This window comes from Franzmannia qiaohouensis (assembly GCF_031451695.1).
Classification (GTDB): domain Bacteria; phylum Pseudomonadota; class Gammaproteobacteria; order Pseudomonadales; family Halomonadaceae; genus Franzmannia; species Franzmannia qiaohouensis.
This window is the reverse complement of sequence record NZ_JARWAM010000003.1, coordinates 321,495-342,914: the sequence shown is the minus strand read 5'-3', so window position 1 is coordinate 342,914 and position 21,420 is coordinate 321,495. Positions and strand designations below refer to the sequence as shown.

The 21,420-nt window shown below is 63.2% G+C and carries 19 protein-coding genes; 11 read left to right on the top strand and 8 right to left on the bottom strand.

The annotated features are described in order from the left end of the window. Positions 1-3: 3 nt before the first annotated feature. Positions 4-606 carry a pyridoxamine 5'-phosphate oxidase family protein gene (locus QC821_RS05790; RefSeq protein ID WP_095621563.1) on the bottom strand — a complete coding sequence of 201 codons (603 nt, stop codon included), beginning with the start codon at positions 604-606 and terminating at the stop codon, positions 4-6. 246 nt (positions 607-852) lie between these two features. On the opposite strand from QC821_RS05790, the gene QC821_RS05785 reads away from it, so the two are divergent. Beyond that, positions 853-1,023 carry a hypothetical protein gene (locus QC821_RS05785; RefSeq protein WP_309718213.1) on the top strand — a complete coding sequence of 57 codons (171 nt, stop codon included), beginning with the start codon at positions 853-855 and terminating at the stop codon, positions 1,021-1,023. A gap of 18 nt (positions 1,024-1,041) precedes the next feature. On the opposite strand, the gene pdxR is transcribed toward QC821_RS05785, so the two are convergent. Next, complete coding sequence (gene pdxR, locus QC821_RS05780; protein ID WP_309718210.1) at positions 1,042-2,517, bottom strand: MocR-like pyridoxine biosynthesis transcription factor PdxR; 1,476 nt, start codon at positions 2,515-2,517, stop codon at positions 1,042-1,044. Between the two features lie 256 nt (positions 2,518-2,773). Here pdxR and QC821_RS05775 point away from each other — a divergent pair, with 256 nt between their 5' ends. Then, on the top strand, positions 2,774-3,532 hold the full coding sequence (locus QC821_RS05775) for an alpha/beta hydrolase family protein (protein ID WP_309718207.1): 759 nt from the start codon (positions 2,774-2,776) through the stop codon (positions 3,530-3,532). Positions 3,533-3,678: 146 nt separating this feature from the next. After that, complete coding sequence (locus QC821_RS05770; RefSeq protein ID WP_309718205.1) at positions 3,679-4,080, top strand: RidA family protein; 402 nt, start codon at positions 3,679-3,681, stop codon at positions 4,078-4,080. Positions 4,081-4,118: 38 nt separating this feature from the next. Here the strand turns inward: QC821_RS05770 and QC821_RS05765 are convergent, their stop codons facing one another. The 4 genes from QC821_RS05765 to QC821_RS05750 form a co-directional block, all read right to left on the bottom strand. After that, positions 4,119-5,009 carry a LysR family transcriptional regulator gene (locus tag QC821_RS05765; protein ID WP_309718203.1) on the bottom strand — a complete coding sequence of 297 codons (891 nt, stop codon included), beginning with the start codon at positions 5,007-5,009 and terminating at the stop codon, positions 4,119-4,121. Positions 5,010-5,368: 359 nt separating this feature from the next. Then, positions 5,369-8,467 carry an efflux RND transporter permease subunit gene (locus tag QC821_RS05760; RefSeq protein ID WP_309718200.1) on the bottom strand — a complete coding sequence of 1,033 codons (3,099 nt, stop codon included), beginning with the start codon at positions 8,465-8,467 and terminating at the stop codon, positions 5,369-5,371. Beyond that, the gene (locus tag QC821_RS05755; RefSeq protein ID WP_309718198.1) at positions 8,464-9,624 is read right to left on the bottom strand and encodes an efflux RND transporter periplasmic adaptor subunit; all 1,161 of its coding nucleotides are present in this window, start codon (positions 9,622-9,624) and stop codon (positions 8,464-8,466) included. Before QC821_RS05755 ends, QC821_RS05760 begins: the two co-directional genes overlap by 4 nt. A 20-nt stretch (positions 9,625-9,644) precedes the next feature. After that, a complete protein-coding gene (locus tag QC821_RS05750; RefSeq protein WP_309718195.1) occupies positions 9,645-11,174 on the bottom strand; it encodes an efflux transporter outer membrane subunit in 1,530 nt (509 codons plus the stop codon). Positions 11,175-11,329: 155 nt separating this feature from the next. On the opposite strand from QC821_RS05750, the gene QC821_RS05745 reads away from it, so the two are divergent. The 5 genes from QC821_RS05745 (at position 11,330) to QC821_RS05725 (ending at position 16,140) form a co-directional block, all read left to right on the top strand. Continuing rightward, positions 11,330-12,151 (top strand): MipA/OmpV family protein, encoded by an 822-nt coding sequence (locus QC821_RS05745; RefSeq protein ID WP_309718192.1) that lies wholly within the window; start codon positions 11,330-11,332, stop codon positions 12,149-12,151. Further along, positions 12,151-12,849: a response regulator transcription factor gene (locus QC821_RS05740; protein ID WP_309718189.1), complete on the top strand. Its 699-nt coding sequence runs from the start codon at positions 12,151-12,153 to the stop codon at positions 12,847-12,849. Before QC821_RS05745 ends, QC821_RS05740 begins: the two co-directional genes overlap by 1 nt. A 71-nt stretch (positions 12,850-12,920) precedes the next feature. Continuing rightward, positions 12,921-14,075: an alpha/beta hydrolase gene (locus QC821_RS05735; protein WP_309718186.1), complete on the top strand. Its 1,155-nt coding sequence runs from the start codon at positions 12,921-12,923 to the stop codon at positions 14,073-14,075. Between the two features lie 74 nt (positions 14,076-14,149). Next, positions 14,150-15,544 (top strand): sensor histidine kinase, encoded by a 1,395-nt coding sequence (locus tag QC821_RS05730; RefSeq protein ID WP_309718184.1) that lies wholly within the window; start codon positions 14,150-14,152, stop codon positions 15,542-15,544. Positions 15,545-15,753: 209 nt separating this feature from the next. Continuing rightward, complete coding sequence (locus QC821_RS05725; protein WP_309718181.1) at positions 15,754-16,140, top strand: nuclear transport factor 2 family protein; 387 nt, start codon at positions 15,754-15,756, stop codon at positions 16,138-16,140. Between the two features lie 27 nt (positions 16,141-16,167). Here QC821_RS05725 and QC821_RS05720 read toward each other — a convergent pair whose 3' ends face one another. Further along, on the bottom strand, positions 16,168-17,928 hold the full coding sequence (locus tag QC821_RS05720) for a sensor domain-containing phosphodiesterase (protein ID WP_309718178.1): 1,761 nt from the start codon (positions 17,926-17,928) through the stop codon (positions 16,168-16,170). Positions 17,929-18,077: 149 nt separating this feature from the next. After that, the gene (locus QC821_RS05715) at positions 18,078-19,076 is read right to left on the bottom strand and encodes an NADP-dependent oxidoreductase (protein ID WP_309718176.1); all 999 of its coding nucleotides are present in this window, start codon (positions 19,074-19,076) and stop codon (positions 18,078-18,080) included. A 157-nt stretch (positions 19,077-19,233) separates the two neighbouring features. Between QC821_RS05715 and QC821_RS05710 the strand changes: the two genes are divergently transcribed. From QC821_RS05710 to QC821_RS05700, 3 genes are all read left to right on the top strand, one after another. Next, positions 19,234-19,710 carry a phosphate-starvation-inducible PsiE family protein gene (locus QC821_RS05710; protein WP_309718173.1) on the top strand — a complete coding sequence of 159 codons (477 nt, stop codon included), beginning with the start codon at positions 19,234-19,236 and terminating at the stop codon, positions 19,708-19,710. A gap of 195 nt (positions 19,711-19,905) precedes the next feature. Continuing rightward, positions 19,906-20,355 (top strand): Rrf2 family transcriptional regulator, encoded by a 450-nt coding sequence (locus QC821_RS05705; protein ID WP_309718170.1) that lies wholly within the window; start codon positions 19,906-19,908, stop codon positions 20,353-20,355. Between the two features lie 83 nt (positions 20,356-20,438). Then, a complete protein-coding gene (locus QC821_RS05700) occupies positions 20,439-21,338 on the top strand; it encodes an NAD(P)/FAD-dependent oxidoreductase (protein WP_309718167.1) in 900 nt (299 codons plus the stop codon). Positions 21,339-21,420 lie beyond the last annotated feature (82 nt).

Here is a 21,420-nt window from a genome sequence, read left to right as displayed (position 1 = left end):
TATTCACGCCTGATCCATTTCCGGCTCGCCCCGGTGTTGTACCAGTGGTATCACACCGGCCCAGACCGGCCAGCCATAGTCTTCGTCGTCATCCACCGGTGGTCCGTTGCGGACCTTGGCTGATGCCTCTTCGATGGGCAGGCGCACCAGGCCAGTAGCTTTCAGTTCCTTGCCGTTGATGGGGCGCAGCTGTGGCCAGCGTCCGGGGCTGATCTTGTCGAGAAAACGCTCCAACTGACGGGTTTTTTCGGCGGGGTCGGTGACCGGTTCCGGTGTGCCAAACAGGGTGACCGAACGATAGTTCAGCGAGTGGTGGAACGCCGAACGGGCCATGACCAGGCCGTCTACATGGCAGATGTTGATGCTCACCGGTCGGGCCGGTGTGTCGGCCACATTGCGCGTCGAGGCAAGGCCGTGCCAGTAGAGCCAGCGGCCTTCCCGCCAGTGAGCGGTGGGGGTGACCAGTGGTGTCGCATTAGGCAGGATCTGGGCAACATGGCAGATCAGTGCATCATCGATGATGGCGTGCACGGTGGCCTCATCGTACACGGCGCGCTTGGCACCACGGACGACGCGGGTCTGATCGGTTGGGGTCAACTGGGTCATGGGAACTCCTGTGCAAAGACGAGTGAACACTCAGGGGGCTGATGTTCAGCGTGATGTACCCAGATTAGGACTATGTGGCCCAGTGCTGCATAGCCAGAATGGCTAAAAATGACCGGTCCAGTAAGCGTCTCGTCGGGGCTAGTTGGATATCTCGTTCTCCTGGGGCTGGACTGATGATTTTTCTCGCAACTGGCCCTGGCGATACAGAACCTGGCTTGGGGCGTGTTCGCCGTGGTGGCAGGAGGCTTGGCCGACCGTTACGGTCAGCTGCGGGTGCTGCTGGGCGGGTGGCTCTATGAACTGCAGGGCCACTACGACGGCATGTGGATTGCGGGCATTCTGTTCGGCGCGCTGGCGGTGGCACTTCACTGGCCGATCCGTGAAAGCGATGAACGCCAGCGCCTGCAGGCGGCCTGATGAGCCGGCTCGCAGTGCTTATGCCAGATTGCGGGCCTGAGCGGTCAGTGACTGTTTCAGGAGTTCCATCGCACGTTGCTGGTGGGTGGTATCGCGGGCGGAGAAGCCCAGCAGAAAGCCGCGATGTCGTGCCTGGCCTTCAGCCCAGTAGTGGCGGGCCAGGGTATCCAAGTGCAGATGGTACGTTTCTGCCTGCTGGGCCCACTGCACATCGTCAATAGGGCTGTCGTGGTCCAGTTCCGCGATCAGGTGCATACCACTGCGACAGGGCCAGGGGGTGAGGGGCAGCCCGGCGCGGTGCAGCATATCCAGAGACTGATCCCGGCGGTCCAGATACAGGCGGCGCATGCGTCGCAGATGGCTGGCGAATTCGCCACTGTCGATAAAGTGATGCAAGGCGGGTTGCAATGGCAGGGCCGCCGCTTGGCCGAGCGTCTTCTGGGTGGCGCGCAAGGGCTCGATCAGGGCAGGGGGCGCCACGATATAGCCCAGGCGCAGGCTGCGAAACAGGCTCTTGGAAAAGCTGCCCAGCAGAATGCTGTGTCCGGTCTCATCGGCCGCGCTCAAAGGGGCCTGTGGTCGGCCTTCGTAGATGAATTCACTGTCATAATCGTCTTCGATCAGCCACAGAGAGTCGCCGTTTCGGCTGCGTGTGGTCAGGTGATCCAGCCATTGCTGTCGGCGGCGTGCGCTCATCATGTGGCCCAGTGGGTATTGCCGGGCCGGTGTGACCAGCGCTGCCAGGCTGGCTGTGGATTGTGACGGATCCCCCGAGGCGTTGGGTATCTGTGCCCCCTCGCTGTCTACCTCCAACGGCTTGGGCTTCAGCCCCAGGCCACGCAGGCCGTTGAGCGCCGGCGGGTAGCAGGGGGTTTCGAGCCACACCGATGAGCGCTCGGGATGCAATCGGCGCAGGGTGCTGAGCACTAGCGTCAGGGCATCCCGGTTGCCGGCCGTAATCAGGATATGTTCGGGGGCACAGCGCAGGCCGCGCAACGAGTAGAGCATGTCGGCGACCGCCGAGCGCAGGGGTGGGTAGCCGCCGGGCAGTGTGCCTTCCATCAACTCGAGTGAGGGGTTCAGCCAACTCTGGCGCAGACAGCGTCGCCAAGCCTGATTCGGAAAGTCCGCCACCGCAGCACCGGATTCAAAACGGATGATGTCGCGAACGGAGTCCCTGGCGGATATGTGCGTCGGTAGGCTGGCAGCGTCTGGCGCTGCTGACAGCGGCAGGTGCTCGGCGACAAACAATCCCCGGCGCGGGGCCGACACCAGATAGCCTTCGGCCAGCAGGCTGTCCAGAGCGGTCTGGGTGGTCATCCGTGAGACGCCAAGTTCCGCTGCCAGCCGCCGGGAGGAGGACAGCCGGGCGCCGATGGGCAGACGCCTCGACTCGATCAGCAGGCGGATTTGCTCATGGATCTGTCGGTGTGCTGGCACGCCGGAATCTGGCTCCAGGCTGATCGACAGGCTGGCCGCGTTGTGGTTTGACATGGTGTCCTTGTCTGCCCCTTGGAATCCGCCATGGCGTTGCCGCAGCGACGGCTGACCGTACATGATCGCACAGGCCTGCAAGACTTTGCCGTATCAGCTTCTGGCATCGTCAATAGCGGAGCAAGGACCGATCCCAGTGTGCTTTGGCCCGGCAGCCTGTCAGGCCGACGTCACTGGCCAGGTTGCGTGATCACCGGTTCCTTGTCATCGTCAATGACTAATATGAATCAGTGTTGATCAAGGAGCGAGAACACGTATGCCACTGCAAATCGTCAGGCGCCTGATCCCGGAGTGGGGCACCACCTATGGGCCACCCGGGGAGGGGCCTTTCCCCGCCGTCATGGTACTGCACGGCTCGGAAGGCGCTTGGTCGGGGTGGAGTCACCGCAATGCGGCAATTCTGGCTGCCCAAGGCTTCCTGGCCTTCCCGTTCGGCTACTCCAGCGGGGGGAACGCCTGGAATGCCGGGCATATCGTCGACTGCCCACTCGATCGCACCGCCCAGGCGCTGGCTGCGCTGCGCGACTTTCCCTTCGTCGGGCCGCGAGTCGGCCTCTACGGTGTTTCGCGTGGTGCCGAGCACGCCCTGTTGCTTGCCTCTTTGATGGCCAAGGATGCTATGCCAGGGATTCCCGAGGCGATTGCAGCGCATAGCCCGCCCGATGTGGTGTGCGGAGGCTTCGATGCGCGCAGTTTTCGCGACTCCGGCGATCCCGGCTGGCAGGCCTGGGACGTTGGCAAGCGTGCCTGGACCTGGAAGAAGAGCTCTGAAGGGTTATTGCCCACGACGCCGATCGAAGTCGAGCGATACCCTGGGCCGCTGTTCCTCTCCCACGGGTTGAAGGACAGGCTTTGGTCGGTGGATATGACGAAACGACTGGAGAAGCGACTCCTGGCCCACGAGCGCCAGCCTGAAGTCCATTACTACGAGGGCGAGGACCACCTGCCGGGAAGCGAAGGCGAGAATCGCCACCATGAACTGTTGATCGACTTTTTTGAGCGGCACCTTGGCTAGTGCATGGCGGGATAACGTGAGAGGAGCGCCTTGAGCATGAGCCGATTGTCCATGAGCATGGATAGTGATGGCATATTTTGCGTCTTCTGCCCCGGGTGATGGTGCCCTAGCATCGGTCGCCATCCACTACGCAAGAGGAAGCATCGATGAGCAAGCGCGAGTTCTTTGTGACGCCTGGCTACGGGGAGAAGGCGCTGGATCTGCTGTATTACTCGCAAGCCGTGAAGGTCGACAACCGGGTGGAGACATCCGGGCAGGGCGGTTGGAACGATGACTTCGAGATCCCTGAATCGCTGGTTGAGGAGATCGAGCAGGCGTTCCGTAACGTTGAGCGAACGCTCAAGACCGCCGGTGCCGGCTGGGAGCACGTCATCCACGTCAACTCTTACCACGTTGGTGGCTTTCCGAAGGAAGTGAACGAGACGATGTCGCGGCTCTACCGACACTACATACCCGGCCATGCACCGATCTGGACGCAGACGGGTGTCGAGGCGCTGGGGCTGCCAACGATGCGGGTCGAGATTCGTGTGACAGCGATCGTTGCCTGACCCGCCGATGCTGACTCGCGGCTGCGTTGAGTTGCCGGCTAGTCGTTGAAGGTGGCCAGTAACCACTCGATGAAGACCTTCAGCCGGGCGGTCTGGTGTCGGTTGGGAGGATAGAGAATATGGAACGGCATGCCCGGCCGGGACCACTCGCCCAGCACCGGCACCAGTTCGCCAGCGTCGAGGTACGGCTGCACGCAGCGGCGAAAATGCTGCCCAACGCCGAGCCCGGCGAGCAGCATCGCCATCAGGCCGTTGCCATCGTTGGCGGCATAGTCGCTATGGACCATCTCGAATCGCTCGTTCTCCTTCTCGAAGAGTAGCGGTATCGGCTTGCCCGTCGCGGCGATGAAATAGCCAAGTCGCGTGTGGCCTGTGTCGAGTTCTGTGGGATGCGATGGCACGCCATGTCGTTCGAGATAACCGGGCGCCGCGCAGGTCACGTAATCCAGGTCGTTGAGCTGGCGCCCCACCATCGACAGCTCGTCGAGCCGGCCTGCGCGAATCACGCAGTCCACGCCTTCACCGACGAGGTTGACTGCCCGGTCGCTGACGCCCAGCGCCACGCTGATATCGGGATATTCTCGCTGGAAGTCAGCCATGGCCGGGATCAACAGGCTGGTGGCGAACGAGGAGGGTGCATCGATGCGCAAGTGTCCGCTGGGTGTTAGTCCGTTGCTGCGGATATCGCTGTCCAGCGAATCCACTTCAGCCACCAGCCGCGCTGCATGCTGATAATATGCCAGCCCATCCGACGTTGCCGTTACCGTGCGAGTCGTGCGGTTCAGCAGCTTGATGCCGAGATGGCTCTCCAGATCGGACACCAGCTTGCTCAATGTCGAGCGTGGCAGTGCCAGGAAATCCGCCGCCTGCGTGAAAGAGCCCGTTTCTATGACGCGGACGAACGCCCGCATGGCGAGTAGTTGGTTCAATGTCGTCATCCTGCTGGTATGAGCGGGCCTGCGTTGGGTGAGTTCGCGCCCTTGGCGTAGGCCTAGCTATCGTATCCGGTTCAGGCGCCTGCTCGTTGCGATACGGCTGGTATAAACCCAGACAGCCTGCTTGAGCGAATTCATAAGTTACCTCTCGCGTTTCAGTTTGAAACGTAGCATGAGGGCATGGTTATAAAACGCGATAATAGTGCGTGCCTTGATGTCTTCACCCCCGGGTCTCTGGGCTGCAGCGGATCGAAACTGCCAATTGGCCGGGACTCGAGGGAATTTCACGCGGCCTGGCGGTGCTCGATATCGATACCCATGAGTCTCTGGCGCAGGGACAGGCTGGTTGCCGGTCACCTTTGCCGATCGATGCTTGAGGACGTCATACGCTCGCCTGCGAGGCGCCGGTTGGCCCGTTGCGCCCTCCAGTGCGTTACCCATCGCACCCCATCGTCCAGGCAGCTGTAGACCACCGGGATGACCAGCAGACTCAGCAGCGTCGAGGTGATCAACCCGCCGATCACGACGAAGGCCATGGGGGCCCGGAAGCTGGGGTCTCCCGCCCAGCCGAGCGCAATCGGTGTCATGCCGGCGCCCATGGCGAGGGTGGTCATCACGATCGGCCGGACACGCTTACGGCAGGCATCGATGATCGCATCCAAGCGATTCAGGCCGTGATCCCGGCGCGCGATGATGATGTAGTCGATCAGCAGGATCGAGTTCTTCGTGGCAATGCCCATCAGCATGATCATGCCGATCATCGCGGGAAGCGACAGGGCCGAACTGGTGAGGAACAGGGCCAGGAAAGCGCCCGGGACGGAGAGCACCAATGCCACGAGGATGGTAATTGGCTGCATGAAACTCCCGAACAGCAGCACCAGCACCATGTAGATACACAGGACGCCGGTCAGCATGGCAACACCAAAACCCGCTGCCACTTCAGCCATTTCCTCTGCATCGCCTGCCGCCGCCTGGTGAATGCCTGGCGGTAGCTGGCGCACGCTGGGCAGCGCTTGAACGATCTGCTCTATCTCCCCCAGGGGCCGACCCTGCAGCACTACCTCGAAATTGACGTTGCGCAGGCGGTCGTAGCGGGTGATTTCCGCTGGCCCACTGCTCCATTCGAGAGACGCCACGTTTTCGAGCGGCACCATTCCCCGCGCACCGGGGACGGGTAAACGCCTGAGGGTCGCGATGTCCTGCCGGGCGACATCCGACAGGCGCACCATCATCGGCACCTGCCGCTCGCTGAGGTTCAGCTTGGGCAGATCCTCGGCGTTGTCGCCCAGCGTGGCGATGCGCAGCGTGTCGGCGATGGCCAGGGCCGACACACCCAGGTCGGCGGCGCGGGCAAAATCGGGGCGTACGATGAGTTCGGGCCTGACCAGGCTGGCCGTCGAGCTCACGGCGCCGAGGCCGGGAACGGCGCGTAGCTCCCGTTCGACCTGCCGGGCATGCTCTGCGAGCACCCTGCTGTTCTCACCGGCCAGCGCCAGCTCATAGGTATCTCCCGAATCGTCGGCTCCCACGCGGGTGCGTACACCGGGAAGCGTGGCGAGTGCACCGCGCAGCTGCTGCTCGATCGCCTGCAGCTTGATGCCCGCGCGGCTGGCACGGTCCGCCAGGCCCACGGTCAGCACCAGGCTGGTCACCTCGGCATCGCTGCTGTTTGATGCGCCCCCGACGGCGGCGAAAACACGCGTGACATAGGGATTCTCCTCAAGCCTTGCCCGCGCTTGCTCGGCAAGCAGCATCGCTTCCGGCAGGGTGCTTCCGGGCGGCAAGGTGAGTGTCGCCTGGGTCTGGGAGTTGTCGTCGGGCGGTATGAAGGCGCCCGGCAGGGTCGATGCCAGCCATAGGCCGCTGGCGAAGCATGCTGCCGCCGCGACGAGGGTTATCTTGCGGTGGCGCAGGCACCAGCTGGCGCCGACCAGATAGTAGGCAATCCACTGCGGTTGTTGATGACCTTGGCGGGGTTTGCGCAGCAGGTAAGCGGCCATCATCGGCGTGAGAAGGCGTGCCACTACCAGCGAGAACAGCACCGCCACCGAGGCCGTCCAGCCGAACTGGAAGAAGAAGCGTCCCACCGTACCGCTCATGAAGGCCGTGGGCAGGAAAACGGCAATCAGCGTGAAGGTGGTGGCGACCACCGCCAGGCCAATCTCCGCCGCCGCGTCCATTGCGGCCCGACGCGGGGGCTTGCCCATCAGCAGGTGCCGTTCGATGTTCTCGATCTCGACGATGGCATCGTCCACCAGTACCCCGATCACCAGCGAGAGTGCCAGTAGCGTCACGACGTTGAGCGAGAAGCCCATCAGGTGCATGAGGCCGAAGGTGGGAATGATCGACAGCGGTAGCGTCACGGCGGCAATCAGCGTCGCGCGCCAGTTGCGCAGGAACAAAAACACCACCAGTACGGCAAGCAGCATGCCCTCGAACAGTAGGCGCATGGAGCCCTGGTAATTCTCCACGACAGGCTCGACGAAGTTGAAGGCTTCCTCGATCTCGACATGAGGGTATTGCGCCTGCAAGGCCGCGATGGCGGACTGCACGCCTTCGGCCACGTCAACCTCGCCGTAGCCTCGTGCCCGGGTCATCTCGAAACCGACGACGGGCACCCCATCGAGAAGCGCCGCCGTACGCCGCTCGGCCACGGTATCGGTGACGCTCGCGACATGGTCGAGGCGAATGCGGCGGCCGTCGCTGAGCGCCAGCTCCATCGCCGCCAGTTCGGCCGCCGATGCGACGTTGGCGACGATGCGCACGGCCTGTTCGGCGCCGCCGATGTTTGCGCGTCCACCGGGAGCTTCCAGCTGTGCCTGGCGCAGCTGGCGCGAGATATCGAGTGCCGTCGTGTTCAATGCCAGCAGGCGATCCGGGTGCAGCTCCACGCGGACTTCGCGATCGACGCCGCCGATCCGCTTTACCGAGCCCACACCGGGAACGGTCAACACCGCTCTGGTGACCCGGTCATCCACGAACCAGGATAGCGCCTCCTCGTCTAGCTGGGATGAGGTTGCCGTATAGAGCAGAAGCGGATCTTCGGAGAATCCCCGATTCTGAATGACCGGGTCACGCAGCTCGGCAGGCAGGTCCGAGCGTATGCGAGAGACGGCGTCGCGTACCTCATCGACCGCTTCCTGTATGGTTTTTTCCAGCAGGAACTCGATGCCGATCTCGGCGTGTCCATCGGTCAGCGTGGTGGTGATGTGCTTGACGCCATCCACCGTGGCGATGGCGTTCTCGATCTTGCGGGCGACTTCGGTCTCCATCAGGGCGGGGGCTGCCCCCGGCAGCGAGGCGGAGACGATCACCCGGGGGATATCCACATCCGGCAAGTCCTGGATAGCCATGCCCCTGAAGGACATAAGCCCCAACGAGGTCAATAGCACGAAGAGCAGGGCGACCGGAATGGGGTTGCGAATCGCCCAGGAGGAGGTATTGAGCGTCATGGCTGCCACTCCGACAGCGAGATCGCCACACTCTCCGTGCTTTCGATCATCTCCTCGCCGAGCCCCTCGACCACCTCTACGCGATCGCCGTCGCCGAGGAAGGCCCCACCCGACGCGACGACCGGGGTGTCGGGCTCAAGCCCAGAGAGGATTTCGATCCGGTCCCCCGTATGCTGACCCAGGGCAACTTTCGACTCCGCCACCCGACCGTCGCCATCGACGCGGTGCACATAGCCGAAGCCGTCGCGGATCTGCACCGCGGATCGCGGTAGGGTAAGGGCCGGGCGTGTTCCCAGCCCGAACTTGCCGCGCGCAAACATGCCCGCCCGGGCGGCTTCGCTTGTCGGTAGATCGACATAGACCAGGCCATTGCGGGTGGCGGTATCCACGAGCGGCGCGATCGTACGCACGCGACCCTCCAGCTCGCGACCTCCCGGCAGGGTGACCCAGGCGTTCTGGCCGGGCTGCAGCCTCTCCAGCTCGGAAGCGGCAACCTCGGCCCGCCATTCCAGCCGACCGAGCCGGATCAGGCGAAACAGTTCCTGACCCGCGGGCAGCACTGCGCCGACCGTGGCACTGCGGGCCGAGATCACGCCATCGTCGGGGGCGAGCACCTGGGTCTGGGCCAAACGGAGTTGCTGCGAGTTCTCGACGGCTCGCGTCGATTCCAGCCTGGCCTGCGCAGTACGCTCTGCCGTGATGTACTGGAATATCTGCTGTGCCGACATCGCGCCTGTTGCCTGTAGCTCCCGGGCGCGCTGGGCGTTGTCCGCGGCTTCGGCGAGCGCCGCCTCGGCCTCGGCGACGGCGGCGCGGCTCTGCGCGAGTTCGGCGTTCACCGTATCGGACGCGAACGTCGCGAGCACCTGGCCACGCTGGACGATATCGCCGACGTTGACCTCGACGCTGGCCAGGCGCAGGCCGTTTGCCTCGGTGCCGATGCTGGCTTCCTGCCAGGCCATGATGTCTCCGTTTGCGGATAGCGTGGTGGGCAGCATGGCGGGTCGAGGCGTGGTGACTGCCACGCTCAGTGCGGGTTGCGCGACCGTTATGGTTTCATCCTCCGCGACCCTGGCGTCATACATGACCCAGGCGAGCGTTGCGGTTAAGCCCATCGCAACGACCGCGACGGCCGCGAATGAACGTGGTTTGCTCATCATGGTGTTCCTTGGTTCGTTCATTGAACCGCTGCTTCGCTGTATGCGGCATGCACTTCGGTTGCGGGCCAGCCACCGCCTAGCGCGCGATACAGCCGGATCCAGGCGGTGATTCGCTCACGCTGCAGTTCGATCACGGCGCTCTGTGCGGCCACCATGCTGCGGCGCGTATCCTCGAGTTCGAACAGACTGGCGATACCGGCGTGGTAGCTGGCGTCGGTGGCCTCAAAGGAGCGCGCGAATCCATCGGCGGCGCTGGCCGCGTCCTCGCTGCGCTTGGCCGTGCTGTCCAGCATGACCAGCGCGTCCTCGACGTCGCGGATCGCTTCACGCAGTCGCGCGGCATAGATGGTGGTGGCGGCCTGGTAGCGAACGCGTGCCGCTTGCGCATTGGCGCGTCGCGTACCGCCGTCGAACAGCGGTAGCGTTACCGTCACTGGCCCGATACTCCATACGCTGCCATTGGTGCTGATGCCCCCGCTGGCGATGCGCGTCGTGCCGATGTTTCCGGCCAGGGTGATGCGAGGCCAGCGCTGCGCCCGCGTCTGGTCCGAATCGGCGCTCGCCGCCACCACGTCACGCGCTGCCGCGTGAATATCGGGGCGTTGCGCCAGCACCTCGGCCGGCATCGTCGTGACCGCGAGTTCGGCCGGCCGTGGCAGCCGGCCGGTTGCCGTGGCCAGTTCGCGCCGTAGCGCCGCTTCGTCCTGCGCCGCCAGGGCACTCAATGCCTTGATCAGCAGATCGCACTGCGTCTGCTGCTCGATCAGCGTTACGTTGCCTTGGGCCGCGCTGGCATTCGCCAGCTCCGCCTCGGCCGGGGGGCGGAAGCCCTTGTCTGCCACCAGGCGGGTGATCTGCGCCGTCCGCGCCCGCGACTGGGCATCGATCTCGGCCTGCTGGACCTGGGTCTCGCAGGCGCGTAGCTCGACGTAGGTCGTTGCAATTTCTGCCGCGACCGAGACCCGGGCGTCGTGCCAGCCGGACCGGCTGGACTCGAGCCGAGCTTGCGCGGCGTTGGCGGCGGCGCGGCCTGCGCCGAACAGGTCCAGCTCCCAGCCGAGCTGCAAGCCTGCCGACGACTCGGTGGCGACCGGTGCATCCAGACCCGGCCGCCCCCGGCTGGCGCCGATGCTGGCATCCAGCCAAGGCAGCAGGGCGGCCCTTGACTCAACGCGTGCGGCTTGCGCATCGGCGAGGCGCGCGGATGCCTGCGCCACGGTCGGGCTGACCTGCTGCCCGGCCTCGATGAGATGCAGCAGCAGGGGATCGTCGAACTGGGCCCACCATTGGCTCAGGTCCGTCAGTTGCCCGCCGTGGGGCAACGGTGCATGCCACTGCCCGGCAACGGGCGCCGCGGTGCTGCCGGGCTCGGTTTCGGGTAGAGCCTGGGGCATGATCGACGCGCAGCCGGTGAGCAGTGCGGCGGCTGTCGTGATGAGCCAGGTCGCAAGCAACCGCGGCTTGCTGCCGGGCAGCGCCTTGATGGCTGCCGCACGCTGTCGGCGGGGCAGAAAGGCTACGGCAATGTCATTGGTGAGTGGGAGCATGCGGTGTCCTCGTCTCTCATGTGACGAGACTGTCCGCCGAGGCGCCTTTCAGAAGTCTTACTGATGGATCGGCACGATCGCGTGTTTTCGGTAAGTTTTCCGTAAGTGCGCGGCGGCGAAAGTGAGCTTCTTTTAACAGCACACGAGAAACGCTCATGCCTCTACCGTATCCGCTTGATTCGATCTCCCCTGCCTCTGTCTCACGCATGGCGGCTGCATCCGCGCTTGCCGCTGGGCTGTGCATCCCGCTGGCAGCCATGGCCCAGGAGCCGACCTCGGAGCCGTCTTCCACCACCTGGGGGCTGGGCCTCGGCGTTGTGAGCAGGCAGGAGCCCTACGCCGGTATCGACCGGGACAACACCCCCATACCGCTGCTGCAGGTGGAGAACCGGTACATTCACCTCTTTGGCCCCCGAATCGAATTCAAGCTGCCGAGTCTCGACATCAGCGACTCTCAGCGGCTCAACTTCGGCATCGTTGGCAAGTACGACGGTAGCGGCTACAAGGAGGACGACGCCCCGATCCTCAACGGTATGGACGAGCGCAAGGGCGGCTTCTGGGCAGGCGGCAAGGTGGAGTGGAGCAGCGACCTGGTTGACGTCAGCGCTGAATGGCTTGCCGACGCGTCAGGCAACAGCAGCGGCCAGGTCGTCAATCTCGGCCTGGAAAGAACGTGGCGTTTCGGCAATCATGTTCTGATTACCCCGCATGTGGGGGCGAGCTGGCAGGACGATAAAACCGTCGATTACTACTTCGGCGTTAGCGACAGCGAGGCGCGCATCGACCGCCCCACCTATATAGGCGAGTCCGCTATGAGCATCGAGACGGGGGTGCGTGGCGTCTATATGTTCGACAAGCACCACTCGGTGCTCATGAGTGTCGAAGTGACGAGCCTGCCGGATGAGATCAAGGACAGCCCGCTGGTGGATCGCTCGACCACCAATAGCGTGTCTCTTGGCTACATTTACCGCTTCTGATGAGCCGCATACTCCTGGTCGAGGACCACGACCGGCTGGCCCGGCTGATGTGCAAGGGGCTGGAAGCCGCCGGCATCGCCGCCGGCATCGCCGCCGACGCGGCCGGCCGCATCGACAGCGCATGGGCTGCCATTCAGCAGATGCCCTACGATGCACTGATTCTCGACCGGGGGCTGCCGGATGGGGATGGCCTCGTCCTGCTGCAGAGACTGCGCAAAGCAGGCCTCGGTATGCCTTGCCTGGTGCTGACGGCACGTGATGCGCTACATGACCGGGTGCAGGGGCTCGAAGCCGGCGCCGACGACTACCTGCCCAAACCCTTCGCCATGGACGAGATGGTGGCGCGTGTCCGGGCACTGCTACGTCGCCCCGTGGCGTTCCAACAGCTCGATCCCAGCCACGGCGATCTCACCCTGCGCCCCGCAGCCGGCGTGCTGTGCCGCGGTGACCAGAGCGTCACTCTCGCCCCGGCGGAGCTGCACATCATGGAGCTGCTCTTGCACAGGCCCAAAGAGGTCGTGCGCCGCAGCGCGCTGGAAGCGGCGGCCTGGGGGCTGAGCGAGGCGGTGACACCGAACGCCCTGGACGTGGCCCTGCACCGCTTGCGTCGCAAACTGCTTGCCATCGGCTCGTGCCAGCGGATCGTCAACGTCAGGGGGCTGGGCTATGCGCTTCGTGAAGATGTTGCCGCTGAATAGCCTGCGACTGAAAGTCCTGCAGGCCGATGTGGCTTTCTGTTAGATGGCAAGCACACTTTGATGGAGGGTTTATGCTGCCTCGCCTTGGCTTACTGCTTTCCACATTGTTGTTCCTGGCATCCTGCGCCATGCCGCCGGATTACCCCCATTTTCAACCTTCCGACAACCTGCCGGCCTATGATCAGGAACGTTTCGATCACTATGTGCGCGACACTCGCGCCTGGATTGCCGAAAACCGCGCCTTCCTCAGTGACGACCGCAACCTCGAAATCCAGCTCAATACGCCGTTCGAACGACGCCCCGACAAACCGGCCGAACGGGGCATCCTGTTCGTTCATGGGCTGGGCGCAAGTCCATGGTATTTCAGCGATGTTGCCACCGCCATGGCGAATGATGGCTGGCTGGTTCGCTCTATCCTTCTGCCTGGCCACGGCACCCGTCCCGCTGATTTGATGCTGCCCGATAACGATGATTGGGAAAAAGCCGTTGCCCACCATGCAAACCTGCTGGGAGCCGAGGTCGATGAACTTTGGCTTGGCGGCTTCTCGACCGGGGGGAATCTGGTTACCTCCCATGCGTTGAACGACGAGAATGTTGCCGGGCTGCTGCTATTTTCCCCTGGGTTTTATCCCGATAATGGCTATCTCTTTCTCGCCCCGGCCATTTCCTATCTGTGGGACTGGGTGGATGTCGATGAGGAAGATAATATCGTCACCTACCAGTCCCTGCCTACACGTGGGGCCGCCCTCTATTACCGCTCGGTCAGAACCGTACAAAAAAGCCTAAAAACGGCACGCTTTGATAAACCCGTCCTGATTAGCATGAGCCAGCATGACAGCGTACTTGACCCTAATGCGACGCTCGACGCCTTTCAAATCCGCTTTCCCAATCAACAATCACGCTTCGTTTGGTACGGCGACACCCCTCAGGAACTTGACGATCCTCGTATCACCGCACTGACCAGCAACCTGCCCGAACAGCGTATCAGCACCTTTTCCCATATGAACGTGCTATTTGCACCCGAGAACTCTTATTACGGTGAGAAGGGCAGCCATATCATCTTTGACAACGGCCAGGACGGCATCCCCCTCCCCGAGGATTCCGAAGCTTTGTGGTTCGGAGCGTGGGGACAGGGCGCAGCGGAAAGATACCATGCTCGCCTGACCTGGAATCCCTACTTCCGCGATCTCCTCGACAGTATCCGCGAGGTGACAGGTGATAGTTGACGCTCCCTCCACTCAATGCGAAGGAACTCCTGGTACTAGCGCATCCGCCGGTCTCATGGAGTGCTGTCATGTGCATGATCGTCAACAACCTCGGGGGCTGGGCTATGCGCTTCGTGAAGATGTTGCCGTTTAATAGCATCAGTTTGAAGGTGCTGCTGGCCTATGTGGCGGGGATGGTACTCAGCATCATGCTGCTGGTGATTGCTTTGCTCGTGCTGCATCAGAGTAACGTACTGGCGCGGATGGACCTGGCCGACGCTGCGGATGAGCTGGTGAAAAACATTGAGTTCAATAGCAGCGGCAGGCCCATCGGCTTCGACTCGAGCATGGACGATCGCGCCTGGTTGTACGAAGGACCACAACGCGAAACAGCGTATCGAATTCTGGATGACGCCGGGAACGTGGTTGCCTTCTCGAGTAGGGGAGAAAACTTTTGGCCGAATGACGGCGACCTCCTTCGACTGGCCCGCGGGAGCTTTACCTTCGAGCACGAGGGAAATACCTTCTACGGCGCCACGAAGCCCCTCGAGCACGATGGGCGAAGGTGGTACCTGCAGTTCGTCGCCAGCGCACGGTTCATGGATATCCTCCATAAAGTTGCCTTGCCGCGTATGATCGCCGGCGTCATGGTGTTCGGCTTTGTGCTGTTCTTCGCCTTCGGCCTGTGTGCCTATATTACCTTGCGCTACACCCTCAAGCCGCTGCGAGATGCGTCAGAGTCCGCGGCAGCCATCTCGCCGCGCTCCATTGATGCCCGGCTGAAGACGGAAGCGGTGCCCGCGGAGATCGCCCCTCTCGTGGACAGCTTCAATCGAGCCCTGGAACGCCTAGAACGCGGCTACCGCGTGCAGCAGGAGTTTCTTGGCAATGCGGCGCATGAGTTGAAGACACCACTGGCTCTGATCCGCGCCCAGATCGAGTTAAAGGAGGGGGGCAGGAACGACCGCGACTCGCTATTGAGCGACGTCGAGTACATGACCCGCCAGGTGCAGCAGCTTCTGCTCCTGGCCGAAGCCAGCGAGGCGCACAACTATCACTTCACCACCGTCAGGATGCAGGAGGTCGCCCACGATGCCGCTTCCTATTTGCAGCGCATGGCGGAAATCGCCGACGTGCACTTGGCGGTGCGTGCTGTCGGCGACGTGCAATGGAGAGCGGACCGCGCGGCCTGCTTCACCTTACTGAAGAACCTGCTGGAGAACGCCATCCAACATGCGCCCGCGCAGACTTCCGTCAGCGTGGAGATCCAGGGCGATACGGTGACCGTACGGGACAGAGGCCCCGGCGTGGATGCAGAACAACTGCCGCTGCTGTTCGAACGCTTCTGGCGTGCTGAGCATCGGCGAGACCACGGGGCTGGGCTAGGCCTGGCCATCTGCCAGGAGATTGCTATGGCGCACGGCTGGCACCTCACGGCCGAGCAGGCCGAACCGGGGCTACGATTTCGGCTGTCGAATGGGGAGGGGTGAAAAGCGCTCGCTAAGTTGCAAACCTGTTCACGGTAGTGTGGCTGCGTCTCGCCCATGATCTGGCCTCGGGTATCACGCCGTTGGAATCGCCAGTCGTAATGAGCGGTATTCGATAGGCCTTAGGGCGCACAGAACAATGATGGCTGTAGTCGTTAGGTCTAGGGGATGATCGTGGCTGGTCGTGCCAGGACACCAAGAGGAAGAACAGGATGAAAACGGCAGGTGAGGTGGTGCGTGAGTTCTGGCAGCTGATGGCGTCCAACGATTTCTACTCGGTGGTGGCGGTGCTCGCACCGGATTTCGTTCTCGAATGGCCGCAGTCCAATGAGCGCATCCGCGGCGGCGAGCGTTTCGCGCAGATGAATGCGGAATATCCGGCCCACGGCCGCTGGCAGTTCACGACCAATCGGTTCGTCGAGGGCGATGATGACGTGGTGACGGAGGTCGCCATCACCGATGGCGTTCAGTCGGCTACGGCCATCTCATTCTTCACGGTGGAGAAGGGCAAGATCACCCGGCTGGTCGAATACTGGCCGGAGCCTTACTCGGCTCCGGCGGGGAGGGCGCATCTCATCGAGGCGATCACGCCAAAGTAGTAGGTGGAGGTCGCCGCCTTTCAGCCGTTACTGGCCCCCGCTCCGTTTGGCAAGCCAGGTCTCCAGGTCGCGGGGCGGCAGCGGCTTGGCGAGCAGATAGCCCTGCACCTCGTTACAGCCCAGTTGGCTAAGGCAGTCGAGCGCCGCTTGGTTCTCCACGCCCTCGGCGACGACGCTGTAGCCCAGGTCGTGGGCCATGCGGATCATCGACCCGACCAGGGTCTGGATCCGCGCATCCTCTTCCAGGTGGGCGATGAACGAGCGGTCGATCTTGACGATGTTCGCCGGTATCTCGTGCAGGTAGGAGAGGCTGCTGTAGCCGGTGCCGAAGTCGTCGATGGCGATCAGGATGCCTGCTGCGATCAGCGCATCGAGCTGGGTCGCCGCGGCCTGGCCCTTGCCAATCAGGGCGCTCTCGGTCACTTCCAGTTCGATGGCGTCGGCGGGCAGGTTGGCCTGTCGGAGCTTTTCCAACACCCGCTGGGCAAAGTCGTGCTCCTCTAGATTGGTCGCCGAGACATTGATCGAGACCCGCAGTGGCCTGCCTTCTGCATGCCAGAGCGCTGCCTGGCGGATCGCCCGGTTTACCACCCAGTCCGTCAGCGCCCGGGCCATGGGCGTGTTCTCGATCAGGGGTATGAATTCCGCAGGCGACACCTCGCCAAGCTCGGGATGTCGCCAGCGCAGCAGGGCTTCGACACCTTGGCAGTCGCCACTGGCCACCCACACGCGGGGCTGGAAGACCAGGTAGAGTTCGTCGTCAGTCTTAAGCGCGCGGCCGATATCGGCGAGCAGCATGCTGCTGCGCTGGAAGCGCTCTTCCAGTGCCGCGGAGAACACACCGGCGCCCTGGCCCATCTGGCGCGCGTCGAGGCTTGCCGCATGGGCGCTGCGCAGAATATCAGGCGCGGCGGTCTCGCCGAGCTCGAACGAGGCGATACCTACCACCGGACGCACCAGCACCGACACGTCACGCGCCGACTCCAGGGCCATCAGACGCTGGCGCAGGTTGAGGGCATGCTCAATCAGGCTGGCATGGCTGTCCACCGGCAGCAGATGCACGAACTGGCAGCTGCCGAGGTAGTAGAGCGGCGACTCGAGACCAATGGTTTCCTGGATACACTGGGCGGATACCTGCGCCAGTTCGTCGAGGAAGCCGGACCCCATGGTGCGGTGCAGGGCGCTCAGCTGGCTGGCTTCGACCACCTCCGTAAAGAGCGCGGCACGCGGCTCGCCGGGGGAGTCGAGGGCTAGATCCTGAAGGTCCTCGCTGAACTGACTTCGATTCGCCAGGCCGGTCAGCGGGTCGACCCTGCCAAAGGCATGCTGCAATTCGATCTGGGCCATGACCATGGCGGCAAGGTCGACCAGTGAGGCCCTTTCCTGCTCGGTGATGTCGCGGGGCTCGGTGCCAAGCACGCACATGGCGCCCAGGGTCTGGCCTTCGCGGGTCGTCAGCGGTGCGCCGGCGTAGAAACGGATGCCGGTGTTGGCCAGGTGGCTGTCTTGATAGTAGTTCGAGGCCAGCAAATCGGGAATGACCAGGACCTCGGCAGAGTCGCAGACCTGCGCACAGGGCGCCTTATCCCGGGGTATCTCGCGATGATCGACGCCGACCCGCGACTTGAACCACTGACGATCGCTATCTGTCAGCGACACCGCAGAGATCGGCAGGCCGAACAGCTGGCTGGCCATGCGTGTGATGCGATCGAAGCTATCGCTGGGCGCGGTATCGAGGAGATTGAGCTGCTTGAGCGCGAAAAGCCGGGCCTGCTCGGGGTGTTTCATCGACGTAATACTGACCTCGTGGAAAAGTGGCGGCTGACTATCACTAGGGTAGCAGGCCGCCTAATAGATCTACGCTATCGGCATCGTGCAATGTCATCAGGCCCGAACGGGCCTGCGCGCCTCCCCTCGATGATGGCTCAGCGTCTAGCTCAGAGCCGTACCAGCATCTTGCCGGTGTTGGCGCCCTCGAACAGCGCCAGGAAGGCATCCGGTGTGCGCTCGAGGCCCTCTTCGATGGTCTCGGCGTAGTCGATCTCGCCATTGGCGACCTGCGGGCCGACCTCTTCCAGGAAGCGTGGATAGTCGTTCCAGTGGTCGAAGATGATGAACCCCTGCATGCGCAGGCGCTTGATCAGCACCATGGCCAGGTTGCTGGGTCCGGGAGCCGGCCCCTCGGCGTTGTAGCGGGCGATCATCCCGCACACGGCGATGCGACCGCCGGTGCGCAGGGTGTTGAGCGCCGCCTCCAGGCACACGCCGCCGACGTTTTCGTAGTAGACGTCGAAGCCCTCAGGGCAGGCCGCCTGAAGCGCCTCGGTCAGCTGCTGGGCGTTGCGGTCGCGATAGCTCACCGCCTCGATGCCGTGGGACGCAAGCCACTCGAGCTTCTCGGGCGCCCCGGCGATGCCCACCACGGTGCCGCCGCGGGCCTTGGCCAACTGCACGGCCAGCGAGCCCACCGCGCCGCTGGCGGCGCTGACCAGTACGTTGTCGCCTTGCTGCATCCCGGCGATCTGGTTGAGGCCGGTCCAGGCGGTCATGCCCGGCATGCCGAGCACGCCGAGGTAGGCCTGCTCGGGGACCTCGATGCCCGGCAGCGGCTCGACCTGGTCGCCCGGCAGCTGGGCGATATCCCGCCAGCCGGCCATGTGGCGTACCTTGTCGCCGACGGCCAGGCGCGGATGTCGAGACTCGATGACGTCGCCAACTGCGGCGCCTTCCAGCGGCTCGCCGAGGGTGAAGGGGTCGATGTAGGTCTTCACGCCGCTCATGCGCCCGCGCATGTAAGGGTCCACCGACAGCCAGCTGTTGCGGATGCGCACCTCGCCCTCGGCGAGATCCGGCAGCGCGGTTTCGTGCAGCTCGAACAGCTCGCGACCGGGTGTGCCCTGGGGGACGTCGTTGATGGTGAAGTAGCGTGACTGCATCGTGGTCTTCCTTGATTCAAGAATGAACCTGCCAGTCTAGGGCAGGGGGTGCAACGCGGGCCAATCTGCGGATCATCGGGTCTGCTTTGGCTTTCCACGCATGGCTAGGCTTTAATGCAGCTGTGGTGCCCAACCGACTCCGCCACGAGGGTGAGCGATGGCTAACGACAACAAGGTAGACCCCAAACTTCCTCAGCTGTTGCACGACGAGCTTCCCAAGGAGCATGAAGACGCGCTGATTCGTAAGCTTCACCTTGTTATTCGCTATGCCATCAAAGTACTGGCCGTATTGATGGTGTTGGTGATCATCTGGGGCGTCCTGGATGTGATCTATGTGCTTTACAGCAAGTTTATCTCTCCACCTGTCCTTCTGTTTGAAGTCAGCGATATCTTCGTGATATTCGGTGCCTTTATGGTGGTGTTGATCGCCGTGGAAATATTCATCAATATTCGGCTCTACTTGGGTACCAATGTGTTACCCATTCGGCTGGTTATTGCCACTGCGCTTATGGCGATCGCCCGTAAGGTGATCATCCTGGATATATCGACCATATCGGCCCAAGAGATGCTGGCGATTGCTGCCATCGTACTGGCCCTGGGCGTCACCCACTGGCTGGTGGGAAAACAGGAGTAGATCCTCGCCATCTCGCTGCCGAATACCCGCTGGTAAGGGCGTCGAGTGCATCCACCTCCCGCTCACCGCGATTCCAGCCGGTGAAATATACATGCCCTGGCCGCTCGCGCGGTCGGGGAGCCATAGGGGCCTCTTCCGTGGCGCTATCGGCATGCTAGTCTACCCCTCTCATTTCTCGCCAAAGGCACGTCCTCCTTGCGAACCGATAGCCGCCTTTCCCGAATGCTGCATGTATTGCTGCACATGGCGCGTCAGGATGGTCCCATCACGTCCGAACAGATTGGGGTGATGCTCGGCACCAATGCCGCGGTGGTGCGGCGCACCATGGCGGGCCTGCGCAAGGCGGGCTACGTATGTGCCGAGAAAGGCCGCCATGGTGGCTGGCGGATCGGCTGTGACCTGAACCGCGTTACCCTGCTGGATGTGCACCATGCCGTCGGCGGGCCACGCATCTTTGCCATCGGCACCGACCGCGACAACCCCGATTGCGTGGTCGAGCAGGTGGTCAACGAGGCGATCTTCGATGCCATGCGTGAAGCGGAGGCGTTGCTGATCGAGCGCTTGGGGTCGGTAACACTGGCCGAACTGGCGAGCCAGTTCGATGAGATCGCCACCCGCCAAGGCTATCGGTTCCCCACTCACTGACTGAGCCACTGCGACGGCATATTGACGCCTGCGCCTTTTAATGTATCAATTGAAGATACATTAAGTTCGGCGAGGAACGAGACATGATGTTCGATGCGGTGATTATCGGCGGCAGCTATGCGGGAATGGCGGCGGGCCTGCAGCTGGCGCGGGCGAGACAGCAGGTACTGGTGGTGGACGCGGGCGAGCCGCGCAATCGCTTTGCCGCGCACTCCCACGGGTTTCTGTCCCAGGATGGCACGCCACCCGAAGAGATCGCAGCCGATGCACGCGGTCAGCTGATGGAGTACCCCACGGTGGAGTGGCGCTCGGGCAGGGTGGCGTCGATTAGCGGCGAGGCGGAGGGTTTCACGGTCGGCCTGGCCGACGGAGGCACCTTCCAGGCACGCCGCACCATCTTGGCGGCAGGCGTGACCGATGAGCTGCCAGACATTCCCGGGTTGGCCGAGCAGTGGGGAACGCGCGTCTTTCACTGCCCCTACTGCCACGGCTATGAGCTTGGCCAGACGGCTATCGGCGTGCTGGCGTCCTCCGAGATGGCGATGCATCAAGCCTTGATGCTGCCGGACTGGGGTACCACCACGCTGTTCTTGAACGCGGCCTTCGAGCCAACGGCGGACCAGTTGGCCCAGTTGGACGCGCGCGGTACCCGCATCGAACGCGGTTTAGTGTCGCGTCTTCAGGCCGGTCGGGGCGAGGGGGTGGAGGTGGTGCTGAGCGACGGGCGCCAGGTCCCCCTTGCCGGCGTGTTTGTGGCGCCGCGGCTGCGTCTCAGCCCGCTGGTTGCGGAAACCGGCTTTGCGCTGGAAGAGACGCCGCTGGGCAGTGTCATCAAGACCGATGCGATGCAGGCCACGTCGATCCCCGGCATCTTCGCCTGCGGCGATATCGCCCGCGCTGCAGGTTCGGTGACCTTTGCCGTCGCCGACGGCGCCATGGCAGGGCTTTCTGCGCATCGCTCGCTGATGTTCGGCTTGGCATAGCCCGACCAGGCGATGTGTGGCCTTGCGATGGCTCGGGGATGAAAGTGGCAGATAATATTGTTATGTTATAACGTATATATCT

Excerpts from the sequence above, each read along its gene's own strand:
- QC821_RS05730 (WP_309718184.1), top strand. The coding sequence starts at position 14,150 with ATGATCGTCAACAACCTCGGGGGCTGGGCTATGCGCTTCGTGAAGATG.
- QC821_RS05750 (WP_309718195.1), bottom strand. The coding sequence starts at position 11,174 with ATGCTCCCACTCACCAATGACATTGCCGTAGCCTTTCTGCCCCGCCGA.
- QC821_RS05735 (WP_309718186.1), top strand. The coding sequence starts at position 12,921 with ATGCTGCCTCGCCTTGGCTTACTGCTTTCCACATTGTTGTTCCTGGCA.
- QC821_RS05725 (WP_309718181.1), top strand. The coding sequence starts at position 15,754 with ATGAAAACGGCAGGTGAGGTGGTGCGTGAGTTCTGGCAGCTGATGGCG.
- QC821_RS05760 (WP_309718200.1), bottom strand. The coding sequence starts at position 8,467 with ATGACGCTCAATACCTCCTCCTGGGCGATTCGCAACCCCATTCCGGTC.
- QC821_RS05755 (WP_309718198.1), bottom strand. The coding sequence starts at position 9,624 with ATGAGCAAACCACGTTCATTCGCGGCCGTCGCGGTCGTTGCGATGGGC.
- QC821_RS05715 (WP_309718176.1), bottom strand. The coding sequence starts at position 19,076 with ATGCAGTCACGCTACTTCACCATCAACGACGTCCCCCAGGGCACACCC.
- pdxR (WP_309718210.1), bottom strand. The coding sequence starts at position 2,517 with ATGTCAAACCACAACGCGGCCAGCCTGTCGATCAGCCTGGAGCCAGAT.
- QC821_RS05775 (WP_309718207.1), top strand. The coding sequence starts at position 2,774 with ATGCCACTGCAAATCGTCAGGCGCCTGATCCCGGAGTGGGGCACCACC.
- QC821_RS05700 (WP_309718167.1), top strand. The coding sequence starts at position 20,439 with ATGATGTTCGATGCGGTGATTATCGGCGGCAGCTATGCGGGAATGGCG.
- QC821_RS05745 (WP_309718192.1), top strand. The coding sequence starts at position 11,330 with ATGCCTCTACCGTATCCGCTTGATTCGATCTCCCCTGCCTCTGTCTCA.
- QC821_RS05740 (WP_309718189.1), top strand. The coding sequence starts at position 12,151 with ATGAGCCGCATACTCCTGGTCGAGGACCACGACCGGCTGGCCCGGCTG.
- QC821_RS05770 (WP_309718205.1), top strand. The coding sequence starts at position 3,679 with ATGAGCAAGCGCGAGTTCTTTGTGACGCCTGGCTACGGGGAGAAGGCG.
- QC821_RS05790 (WP_095621563.1), bottom strand. The coding sequence starts at position 606 with ATGACCCAGTTGACCCCAACCGATCAGACCCGCGTCGTCCGTGGTGCC.
- QC821_RS05720 (WP_309718178.1), bottom strand. The coding sequence starts at position 17,928 with ATGAAACACCCCGAGCAGGCCCGGCTTTTCGCGCTCAAGCAGCTCAAT.
- QC821_RS05710 (WP_309718173.1), top strand. The coding sequence starts at position 19,234 with ATGGCTAACGACAACAAGGTAGACCCCAAACTTCCTCAGCTGTTGCAC.